The 12,282-nt window shown below is 44.6% G+C and carries 7 protein-coding genes; 1 reads left to right on the plus strand and 6 read right to left on the minus strand.

The window, feature by feature from the left end:
• Positions 1-44 precede the first annotated feature (44 nt).
• Genes AB4263_RS02955 through AB4263_RS02980 form a run of 6 tightly spaced genes read right to left on the minus strand, consistent with a single transcriptional unit; the run spans position 45 to position 9,102 of the window.
• Positions 45-2,183 (minus strand): ATP-binding cassette domain-containing protein, encoded by a 2,139-nt coding sequence (locus AB4263_RS02955; RefSeq protein ID WP_371725558.1) that lies wholly within the window; start codon positions 2,181-2,183, stop codon positions 45-47.
• Entirely contained in the window at positions 2,180-3,766 is a 1,587-nt protein-coding gene (locus tag AB4263_RS02960) for an ABC transporter transmembrane domain-containing protein (RefSeq protein ID WP_052879653.1), read from the minus strand. The genes AB4263_RS02955 and AB4263_RS02960 overlap by 4 nt, the downstream gene beginning before the upstream one ends.
• On the minus strand, positions 3,756-5,180 hold the full coding sequence (locus tag AB4263_RS02965; protein WP_372097434.1) for a TolC family protein: 1,425 nt from the start codon (positions 5,178-5,180) through the stop codon (positions 3,756-3,758). The genes AB4263_RS02960 and AB4263_RS02965 overlap by 11 nt, the downstream gene beginning before the upstream one ends.
• Entirely contained in the window at positions 5,155-7,386 is a 2,232-nt protein-coding gene (locus AB4263_RS02970) for a response regulator (protein WP_102332850.1), read from the minus strand. The genes AB4263_RS02965 and AB4263_RS02970 overlap by 26 nt, the downstream gene beginning before the upstream one ends.
• Before the next feature lie 3 nt (positions 7,387-7,389).
• A complete protein-coding gene (locus tag AB4263_RS02975) occupies positions 7,390-8,739 on the minus strand; it encodes an HlyD family type I secretion periplasmic adaptor subunit (RefSeq protein ID WP_017060459.1) in 1,350 nt (449 codons plus the stop codon).
• A gap of 12 nt (positions 8,740-8,751) precedes the next feature.
• Positions 8,752-9,102, minus strand: coding sequence for a hypothetical protein (locus tag AB4263_RS02980; RefSeq protein ID WP_372097436.1), 351 nt, complete (start codon positions 9,100-9,102; stop codon positions 8,752-8,754).
• A 190-nt stretch (positions 9,103-9,292) separates the two neighbouring features.
• On the opposite strand from AB4263_RS02980, the gene AB4263_RS02985 reads away from it, so the two are divergent.
• Positions 9,293-12,282: tandem-95 repeat protein (locus tag AB4263_RS02985; RefSeq protein WP_372097438.1), on the plus strand; the 2,990-nt coding region annotated here is incomplete at its 3' end.

Consider the following 12,282-nt stretch of genomic DNA (forward strand, 5'->3'; position numbering starts at 1 on the left):
TATCCATTTCCCTAAATAGCGAATTGTGATTAAGCGTTGAGGTTTTAGCTTAAGCTGTTTAAGTATTTGTCTGTTAAGCCAAAATATTTCAAATTTCCATCCGGCTCTAACACTAAACTCATGTTTGATGTTGCGATCAAACCAGGGTCGTTGGTCGAAAAAATGACTGTTTTATTCAGCAACTTATCGCTGAACAAACGGTTAAAGTACTGCGCATTTTCATTTTCTGCACCATTGAATGGCTCATCAATAATAATCAGAGATTGCTCACAGTTACCTAAGCCGAGTGCCAGACGCAATTTTTGTTGAATTCCATTCGGGAGACTTTTGCATTTATCCACGCTTAACTGAGTAGCTAAGCCTTCCGGAAGCCATTCATCTAACTCGAAGAAGCTCACCATCTCTTGCATCTTGTCTGTTGGAATCAGCCCGTTGTGTAGAATGAAGTTGGTCTCGAGTGAGCCTTCAAAAATATGCAAATTAAAAGGGATGTAGTTAATCGAGGTGCGATAACGGTAGCTATTGAACTGTTTAATGTTGTAACCATCGACAGAGACTGCGCCTTGATAGCGGTCTTCTAACCCAGCAATGATTGAAATTAAGGTGGTTTTGCCGCAGCCCGTTGGGCCACAAATGACCACTTTTGCACTGGGTGGGATTTTGAACCCCAAGTTAGTTAAGCCGGTTGCTGCTCCCGCGTATCGGTGACTGACACCGCTGCCCACGATGCTGCCTTGGAACAGGCGAATAGGCGGGCTTTTCTCTAAGGTTAATTTGTCGTCATTCATCGACATTAAATTGTTGATCTGTGCGGACGAAGCTTTGATCGACTGGAACTTGGAAATTGAGTTATAGATACCCATGATTGGGCCTAACGCTTTCCAAACCAGAATAACGGTCGCGAGCATGGCACCCGCATCAGAAGTACCTTCCATCACGCCAATAACTGCAGTCACGATACTTGCTGTGCCAATCACTTGGATCAAACTACCGCCAGCGGCCTGAATCTTACTGTTCGTTACGGCAACGTTCTCTGCATCGCTGGTGCTTTGCATATGCGATGCGCTGAATCGAGATTGAACGACACGAAGTAAAGGCAGGCCTTGGATAGTCTTGATACCACGAAGAATTTCATTCCATTGATACGAAACCATCGCATTGGCACGCGAACTTTTGGATGTGGCTTGCGAGTAGATATAGCGCGAGTAAATACAGAACACTAACATCAGTATTAAGCCGCCCATCACCACCAATGCCGCTGTACCAGACATCAGAGCAATGGCGATGATAAATACAATCACAAACGGCATATCAAAATAGCTAAGCGTTGATTCTGCGGTCACCAAGCGTCGGAAGGTATCGATATCTTTCAAACGCGCTAACTGAGAAGAGACCCCAGCTGTAGATGTCATCGCATAAGGTAGCCACAGCAGCTTAGATATAACGGCTTGCGAGATGTGCACGGCGAGATCTTTACCGGACGTGGCAATGATATTTACCCGCATCTTTTTAAAGAAATACTCCGAGAAGCCAACAATAATGGCGAATAAGGTTAACCAATAGAGTGTGGCTTCGGAGCTCGAAGTCAGTGCGAAGTTATATACACTCATAATAAAGAATGGCTGCAATGCACCGAGAATACTGATGACGAAGCTCAGAATGATCAGGCTTTTAAGTTCATTGTTATAACGATAGAAAGCGTATTTAATCCAATTGCTTCTGTCTTGCGATTCCGGAGGTGGCTCGCGGAACAGACGAGAATATTCGCTAATCGCAATCAGCAAACAGGGCTTTTTGCACATTGGGTATTCAATGGTGTTGTTGTTCGTGTAATCAAACAGCAGCAACTTTCCATCTTTGGTGCCTAAGAAAATCGCACTTAGATTCTCTATTTCAATAAAGCATGGCTGAGGGTGCTTATCGATATTCTCGAGTGTCTTTAGTTTAGTAACATCACAGCGATATCCAAGGCGCTCTATGGTTGCTGTAAAGCTGTCGCCATCTTTGGGTTTTGGAATAAAAGCATCGCTGAGTATTGCGGGTGTGCCTTCCCATTCGAGTGCTATCAGGGTGTAGGCCAAACCACGAATAAGTGGCGATTGACTGTAACGTTCGTCGTATCCACTAGATTCAAAATCCAAGACACGTTGCGGCACATTATTGAAGTCAACTAGGATACTCATTGGTCACCTCCGGTAAGTTTTACGCGTTTGAGGCGGTGATTAAGTTTGTCCATTTTATTGCTGGCGATGATCAATATTTTGTCATTGGCGCGATAAGCCGTACTGGTGAGAACGACTCTCGCAAATTCCTCATCAAAGACACAATCGATGTCATCGAATATCAATACACGCTTACTGGCGAGCAGGGCACGAACTAATAATAAGGCGTAGCCAACTTGGCGAGAGAATGGGTTACGCATATGGCCTTTGAGTTCTGTATAAAACCCGGCAGGAAGCCCATCAATTTGCGCTTTGATGTTCATGGTTTCACACAGTGCAAACGCCGTGTTATTCAAGCTTGGTCGGAAACAGGTCAGGTTATCGATAATCGTCCCTTCTACGAACGAACTGGTCTTATCAACCATCAGAACACTGTTACGCCAAACGTTGTAATTGACGTCATCCAAAGGCGTGTCGTTAATCATGATATCGAGTTTGCTATCACTGTTCTGACGCGTAATACAGTTAGCGAGGTGGGTCTTACCTGAACCACTTTTCCCTGTCAGCAAATAGGCTTGTCCGAGTTCGAACTCGATACGCTGCTTTTCAGAATACTTAACCGAAATACGTTCAACTTCTGTTGTTTCATGTTGGTGTTCAACAGAGGCGGCCAATTCAAGGAGGTCAGCGATACGTTGGATGTGGAGTTTGTTTAACTCCCAGCGGCTCGCGGTTCTCATTACCTGTTGATATGGCGCAAAGTAACGGTTGGTTAGCATGATGATCGCGGCCATGATGCCTTGACTCGATTCCATATTGATTACGGCAGTCGCCAAGACCACAACAACGCAAGCAATGGATAGCTGTTGGATGAGCGCCAAAATCAAGCCAAAGTTCGACTCGATTTGCTCATATTTGATGTTCTCCACTTCACGCTCTTCGACCATTTGTGTCATCAGGCTTTCAACGCGGTACTCCATGTTTCGCGCTTTAATATCAAGCGGGCTAGAGATGATCTCAATGATTTTGGAGGTAGTTAACCCTTCGATGTCTGACTTATTCTGCAAGCTACCAATTTTCTGTTTGGAAAGACTCCAAGCGAAAATCGCTAAGACAGCCGAGGCAATTAGAAGGGTGATACCAGCCCATATGTTGATGAGACCGATGATAAGTATAGTAATCACGCTAACAGCAAGGTTGATAAGCGCTCGAACCGATTCTCCACCAAAGAAGGTCTTAAGTTCAGGAATGGTTGAGATTCGTTCTAGGTATTCGCCTGGTTCCAAACGACGGAATTTAGATATTTCCGCCAAACAGATGGATTGGAATACCTTGTTGGTTAGGTTGGTTTCAAACTGCCTCATGATAACGGAAGATATCTTCTCTTCCTGACTTTTTAAGTGGTAGTCGAGGAAGATGGAAATCAAAATAATCGCGAACAATAAGAACAGCGTATCTTGTGCTTGGTTGGGTAACACTCGGTCAAAAATGATCAGAATAGAGAAGGGCAGTACCAAACCAAACAGGGTCGATATTATCGTTGAGAAAGTCAGATAACACTTATCTGCCATGTTGATCTTTTGCGAAAACTGCTCAGTTTGCATTGTGACCTCCTTTTCTCAATGACTCCGTTGAGAGAAGATGTTTTGGCACCAAATCTTGATTGTCGCGACCTTCAATATCACTCATTAATTGCATCACGCTTTCGATAGATTGAATTGAGAGTATTCCCTTAATTTGCTCAAGCTTGATGGTCTCGATGATGTAGTCGTATCGTGCGCTTTCGTAGTCTCTTAACGCGCTGAACAGTTTACTTTCCGCCGCCAGCAAGTCGGTGATGGTACGCGTGCCTAATTGGTAGGCCCTTTGGATCCCTTTATAAGACGCGTAGTTGGCGCGAATGATGTTTTCGTAACTGCTTATAGATTGCGAGAAATCGTTAATGTTGAGCACGGAGGTATTCACGCTGTTACGTGTGGTGTAAAGCGCATCTTGGTAAAGCAGTTCAGTACGCTCGATGGCCGTTGATGATTTCTGATAACCATAGTAATCAGAACCACCGGACAAGATAGGCACGGCGAGGTTTAAGCCAACACTGGTTGAGTTACTTTCGCCTGTCGCTGTTGGATCTAATCTGTCGAAATTATTGGCATCATCGTGTCGATAGCTGGCTGAAAGCGACACGGTCGGTAAGAAATTCGTACCGCTCTCTTTTAAGCTTCTGCGGCTTCTCTCTACGGTTTTCTTTGCTACCAATAAATCGTTATTGAGCTTTAACGCCTGATCCATGATCGAGCGTTGCTCGGTTTCGTTTATCTCTTTTAAAGGCACGCTTTCGTATATGTCTTGCGACGGAGTAATAGGGTATTGAATTTGAATAGAGAGCCCGTTGATAATGACACGTCGATCTTTTTGCAAGGTTCTCAATCGGTTCGACACGCCTTCTTTCTGAGCGATCACTTCGTAAAGCTCACTGGCTGCGGTGTTACCAAGCTCTACATTACGTCGCATTTGATGTTCGCGCGTTTCGGACGATTTAAGCTCAACCTTGGTCGCTTTGATTTGGGCGTTGTTTTTCAAATACTCAAAGTATTGAGAACCGATTTCCGAAATGGTGCTTTGGATTTTGTTCTCGTGTTTAATCTCTTCGATATTGAAGTCGAGTTTTGCTGTCCCATATTTGAAAATGTCACTAAGATTGAATATGGATTGCGAAAGAGAAAGGCTGTAACTGTTTGAGTTATAGCTAGAGGTTTTATCGGGAACGCTCGATAGCAAGGTTTCATTCTCGTTCCATGTGGTATCGGCAGCACCATTGAGTGAAGGCAGAAACTTAGATCGGCTGATCCCAATGTTGTATTCGTTCTCTTCCACACCTTTATCACTGGCGCGAAGGGATAGGTTGTTTTGCAGGCCGAGTTCTACCGCCTCAAGCAGGGTAGTCGCCGATGCCGAAGGTGTCGTGCTTAAAGCAAGCGCAGCCATAATGCTGCTAGTTAAGTTTTTGTACCGCCACATACTTGTTGATCACCTTGATTATTTGGTCACTTTTATAAGGTTTGCTGATCACGTAATCCATTCCGGCTTCGATACAAGCCTGGTGTTCGTTACTGCTGGTCAATGCGGTTGCACCTATGATGGTACAAGGGTTCTTCTCGTTTTCTTGTTCAAACTGGCGAATACGTTTTGTGGCTTCAATGCCGCCCATACCCGGCATGATGCAGTCCATGAAAATGATGTCTGAACGTTTATTCATGAAGTGTTTCACTGCGTCAGCGCCATCGCCAACCATGTCTGGTTCATATTCTTGCTTGGTAAGGATTCGTTTAAGTAAAATCTGCTGAACTCGGTCATCTTCTACGATAAGGAATGAGCTATTCTCCATCTGTTCTTCCGAGGCTTCCGCTTCCATAATGGTGAGTAGGTTTGGAATGAACTCATAAGGGATAGCAGGGGCGTTGATGATTTTGTCGACGAAGCTATGACACTCTTGTGCTTGCTGAGTGTTGGTCACTGACAACAGTAACTTGGTATTTGGGTGGTTCTTAAGCTGAGATTTCACAGTCTTACTTAGTGAGGGCAGTTTGTTGGGTTCAAAGGTATCGGTGAGCATAATCGCATCGTAATCACCGAACGTTTTCGCCGCTGAGAAAAGCTCATTTGCAGTGCGAATCTCGGTGATATCAAGCCCCAAGTTACTGAGCATTTTCTTCATCACATCGATGCGAACTTGAGTATTAGCACACAAGAGTAAACGCTTGCCATCAAAGCGAGTTTTCTCTGTGTGGAAGTTCTTAGCCTTAAGATCAAGCTCGATCTGAAAACGTTCCTGAGCCCCTGACTGGAACCAGTGGCTCTCGTAATATCCGTAATCCTTCAGAACGCTTTTCGCTAAGTCATCTGTGCTGGCTGTATGGTCTTTGTGTGCGCTCCAATGGAGTTTGTTGAGCTTGGCAACAGAAACATCCAGTGTTGATAAGAAGTTGAGGTTGATGGTGACACGGGTATTTTCCATGTCTGAAGCCGCACCCGATTCAATCGTTACAAACAGTTTCTTATTTGATTTGAGTTGAATGGCATTGGAAAGCTGCAGGAACAATATCCAGAACAAGCTGGTGGATTGACCTTCTACACGATTGGGTAAGTTGTCAGAGATAAAACAGTCAAGTTGGCTTTCATTACGTTGTACTTTGGCACTGATATGAATCATTAATTCAGATAACACACTCAGTAAAGAGAACTCTTTCGACTTGCTTTCCGTACCCTGTGATATCAAGCGATTATAGTTTTCTGCTAACTCAGATAGTGTGCTACACGCAGAGGTAATATCGTTCGCCATCAACACGCCGTTTTCATCGGTTTCTTGAACCAGATATTGGACGCCACCGTTGATGGTGTTTGTAATTCCGCGAATCTCATAACCGATCAGCGCATACAACTGTTTGTAGAGATCGTTATTGCGCTTTTGGTCTTCTAATTTACTGAAAATAAGTTTGAGATGAGAGTAAATCTGACGCTGCTTGGGGTTGATGCTAACTTCATTAAGAAGCTCTTCAAGACGTTGTAAATCTAGCTGCTTCAGCTCTTGATACAGGGCATCGAATTCATAGTCGATTTCGCGTTCGTTAGAACTGGATTTCTTTAGCTTCAACATAGCAACTGAGTTGGATAGAATCGTAATCACAGCCAATATCACGACCACCATAAACAACCAGATAAAGAACTCGTTTTTTTCTGACATTAAGTCATTTGCATGGTTGTTAAACATGGTGCGATAGTTGTCGTCCATCTGCAGATAGTTATTGGTCAATGAAAGGTACAAGCCTAATACGTCGTTACGTGTTTTTGCGCTATCGGAGAAACGATTAATCGCCAATTCCAGTTGTGTGTATTCAGTTGCCCCAACCAAGCTGAACTCGGTTTTGTTCAACGAGGCTAAAGAGCGAAATTCATCAATTTCAAGCTTCAAGTTAACCAGGTTGAATTCGTTAGTGCCGCAAGTATTGGTACTTAAACACTGTTGCAGAGTTTGAATATCTTGTTCTATGGTCTGATTAAGCTTCTGGGCTTGTATGAGCAGTGGGGCGCTTTGCACTTGTGCGACTGAATCTATTTTTGACCAAGAAAAGTATAAATAGAAAGCGAGCGCAGCCAATACCACGCTAAATAGTATGCTTAGACGTAGGGCGGGTATGGAAATATTGTACGAAGGTTTACCGCTCATTGATTATCTCTCATCGAAAGCATCCTCGATGGCTGACATCACCGGTTTCGCAGCGTATTCGATCACGCGACGCGAGCCTGTTTTCACATCAGCGGTAAACTCCATGTAAGGTGATAACTTGTATTGAGTGCCTCCTCGTTCAAGAAAGTTTCGGTCAATTTCAATCTCAGCTAAATAGAATTCAGCGTCTTCTTCTTCGTATGATGAACGGCTGATTGAGGCGATGGTTCCCTCAACAAACCCGTATTTTGCAAAGTTATAGGTATCCATTTTTACTTTCACTGCCTGACCAATTTCGACAAATCCCATGTCTTTACGTGGGATCTTCGCTTCACCGTGTAACGAATTATTTATTGGGGCAATATCGGCGATACTTTCTCCTGGCGGAATCACAGCAGAGCGGAAATTGAAGTGAAGTTTATCGACCACACCATCGACTGGCGAGTAGACGACTAGGCGATCAACCTTGTCGGAATGCTGCGGTTGTAAGATTCGCTTTAGCTTGAGGTCTTTGTTCGCTTGAATGATTTGTGCTTGGTACTCAGAGTTTCGATTCTCAACCAAGTCACGGTGTTGCTTTTCCAGTTTGTCGAGTTGGAAACGCTCATTCATCACAGATTCGTCAAGGTTCTCAATCTCACGCACCATATTCGACTCTTGTACTTTCATGTTAAGAACGTCGACATAAGACGCCATCTCTTCTTTATAGAGGGTGTTTTTGATGTTGAGCTGCTTACGTATCAGAGAGAGTTGATTTTCTGAACTTTTGCGACGCTTTAACATTGAACTGATCAACGAGTTCTTGTGCTTAATATCGTGTGTAATGAGTTCTTCATTTGAACGGTTTTTAGAGAATTCTTGTCTCCAGGTATTCATGTTGACCTGAACTTGCTCAGGGTATTTCTCAATGAAAGCGTCGAAGTTAGGCTCTATCATGTCGCGTAAGCTTTCATAACGAATCTTATCGAGCTCTATCTGAATAATTTCAGTATTGACGGTATCAAGTTGAGTGTTACGGTCAAGTGAGCGTATTCGAGCGATAGGTTGGCCCTCATAAACGACTTCCCCTTTTCTGACTAACAATTCTTCTAATATCCCGCCTTCTAAATGCTGAACTTTCTCAACATCCGATTCCAATAGCAGTTCGCCACGTACAGAAACAACTATATCGATACGTGCTTGTGACGCCACCGCAATAGCGACCAAAGCGAGCAAGAATATAATGAGCAACGTTTTGTGAACGCTGGTCATGGCACTAGCAAGCACAATAGTGTCATCAGCTGTGACCTTAGAAGCCTCGTTATTGGAAACGAGTGCTTTTCTGAGGTGATGTTCTATTTGGTTATTGCTCATGACTGACCTCGGTTACTTGCCATCTATTACTTCCTTAATATCCAACAAGTGGTTGATTTGTCGATTGACGTTGTGCAATTCAGTTTTTACATCCTCTATTAGATCTTCCGGCGCAGGAAACTCGTGTCTACTCAAGTGTTCCAATTTGGCCATTTTTGGCGGAAGGTCTTGGTCGCAAAGCAACGTTAAGATGGTCTTCAATCGTTTTGAGTAACTATTGAGTTCATCAAAATGATTACCGTTATAAAGCGCTTCTATATTTAGGGCTGCGTCAGAAAAGTCATTGTAAAAGTCGCCTAATAGCAATTGCAGCCCTTTGTGGTTGTTGTCGACCGAGCGCAACAAATTCGTCATGTCTATCATCGCTCCACTGCCTTAATTGCTTTAATCACAATAACTAAGGATCTTTAAAGGCAGTTTTCAAATTTTTTTTGATTCTTTCTCTTTAAAAAGAAATTATGAAAAATGTTGTATAAAAAATTGGTTTTTCAAAATGATGTCCTTTAATGCCTCTATAAATACGATCAGTTAGCTAGTAGCAACGGAGGCTGTAATGGCAGGCGAAAATAACCAAAACAACCAAAATGAAGATCTAAATGACGCGGTAGAACAAACGGACACGAACGACGCGGGTACGCCCTCCCAACAGCAGAATCAACAAAATCAACAAAACACGATTGCGTCGACAATAGCGACGGGTGCTGAAAATGCGGATGCGGCAGACGAAGTTAACCAGGCTTTAGACGAAAATCCGAGTGGTGCAGGTAATGCTGAAGATGCCTCTGCTTCTGGTGCGGCTGTGCAAGAAGAGACGCCAGAAAGTGATGGAGATTCAGACGCTGCACAATCCAATGTAGTTGGTGGAGCCGCTTCTGAAGCTGGCTCGGATAACGCTGCTGGCAGTGGTGGCGGTGCTGGAGCGGGCGCACAAGCTGTAGGTGGTGATATCGCAGAGGCTGCGACAGGTGGTGTAGACGCTGAAGGTAATGAAGAACAAGGCCAAGCTGCGCGTACTTCAGCAGCGCCGAGTGCGACATCTTCAGAGTCGGGTGACCAACAAGTTGGTGATGAGCTAGATTCACAAACAGTAGAAGAGACGTTTGCAGTTGATGTTCAAGCTTCTGACGAAGAGACCATTAGCGAAGTAGAGGATGACTTTGATTCTGAAACGGTAAGCGAAACGTTTAAAATCAAAGTGGAAAGTGAAAATGATGCGCCAGAAGCTGAACAAGATCTGGCTTACATCATGGATGAAGATGGCTCCATAACATTCACTCAAGAACAATTACTCGAATACGCAAGTGATGTAGATGGGGACGAGCTTGTTGCTTCTAACGTTCAAGTTGGTGATGATGCAACAGTTCAAGACAATGGTGATGGTACTTTCACCGTTGTTCCTTCAGCTGATTTTAATGGTGAACTTGACCTTACTTTCGACATCAGTGACGGCCAAGAAACGATTAGCAGCGCAATTGATTTAACGGTACGCCCGATTAATGACGCGCCTGTTCCTGAAGATAAAACGTTTGAAATCGAGGAAGACGGAACTCTTGTATTCACCGACGCTGACCTCCTTTCTGGTGCGACAGACATTGAAGGTGACAACCTAACGGTTGAAGGTGTGACCTACGACGGTGGCGACGGTATTCTTACCGACAACGGTAATGGCACATACACCTTCGCACCGAATGAAAACTTCAATGGCGACGTAAACTTCGGTTTTGATGTATCAGACGGCACCGATACGGTCTCTGCCAACATCGATGTAAGTGTGACTGCGGTTGATGATGCGCCTGTGTCTGGTGACCTAGCGTATTCAATCGACGAAGATGGTTCGATTCGTCTAAGCCAAGAGCAACTGTTATCACAAGCATCTGATGTTGAAGGCGATGACCTTACTGCTAGCGGCCTAACGGTTGGTGGTGATGCGACGGTTGTAGCTAACGATGATGGCAGTTTCACCATCACGCCAGATGAGAACTTCAATGGTGATATCGATATTAGCTTCGATATCTCAGATGGTACCAATACGGTTCAAGCATCGGCTGACCTAACCGTTAACCCAGTTAATGACCTGCCAGTACCTCAAGATCAACAGTTCAGCGTTGAAGAAGACGGCACACTCATCTTCACTGATGCAGACCTGTTAACAGGCGCAACGGACATTGAAGGCGACAACCTAACGGTTGAAGGTGTGACCTACGATGGCGGTGACGGTATCCTTACTGATAACGGTAATGGTACTTACACCTTTGCGCCAAACGAGAACTTCAATGGTGACGTAAACTTCGGTTTTGATGTATCTGACGGTACCGATACGGTCTCTGCCAACATCGATGTGAGTGTAACTGCCGTTGATGATGCACCAGTGTCTGGTGACCTAGCGTACTCAATCGATGAAGACGGTTCTATCCGTTTAAGCCAAGAGCAATTACTATCACAAGCATCTGACGTAGAAGGCGATGATCTAACAGCAAGCGACTTAACCGTCGGCGGTGATGCAACCGTTACTCAAAACGATGATGGCAGTTTCACCATCACGCCAGATGAGAACTTCAATGGTGACATCGATATCAGCTTCGATATCTCTGATGGCACCAATACGGTTCAAGCTTCTGCAGACCTAACGGTTAACCCAGTAAATGATTTGCCAGTACCTCAAGATCAACAGTTCAGTGTTGAAGAAGATGGAACGCTTATCTTCACCGATGCAGACCTATTAACAGGCGCTACTGACATTGAAGGCGACAACCTAACGGTTGAAGGTGTGACCTACGATGGCGGCGACGGTATCTTGACCGACAACGGCAACGGGACTTACACCTTTGCGCCGAATGAAAACTTCAATGGCGACGTAAACTTCGGTTTTGATGTGTCTGACGGCACCGATACGGTGTCAGCAAACATCGATGTAAGTGTGACTGCCGTTGATGATGCGCCAGTGTCTGGCGACCTAGCGTACTCAATCGATGAAGACGGTTCTATCCGTTTAAGCCAAGAGCAACTGTTATCACAAGCATCTGATGTGGAAGGCGATGACCTTACTGCTAGCGGCCTAACGGTTGGTGGTGATGCGACGGTTGTAGCTAACGATGATGGCAGCTTCACGATTACGCCAGATGAGAACTTCAACGGTGACATCGATATCAGTTTCGATATCTCTGATGGCACCAATACCGTTCAAGCATCGGCTGACCTAACGGTTAACCCAGTAAACGACCTACCAGTACCTCAAGATCAACAGTTCAGTATTGCAGAAGACGGTACTTTACAGTTCACAGACGCGGATCTGCTTACAGGCGCTACCGACATTGAAGGTGATAACCTAACGGTTGAAGGTGTGACCTACGATGGTGGCGACGGTATCCTTACTGACAATGGCAACGGTACGTACACCTTTGCGCCAAATGAAAACTTCAATGGTGACGTAAACTTCGGCTTCGATGTGTCAGATGGCACCGATACGGTCTCTGCCAACATCGATGTGAGTGTTACAGCGGTTGATGATGCGCCAGTGTCTGGTGACTTAGCGTACTCAATCGA

Source organism: Vibrio sp. 10N.261.55.C5 (genome assembly GCF_041470505.1).
Lineage (GTDB): Bacteria > Pseudomonadota > Gammaproteobacteria > Enterobacterales > Vibrionaceae > Vibrio > Vibrio crassostreae_C.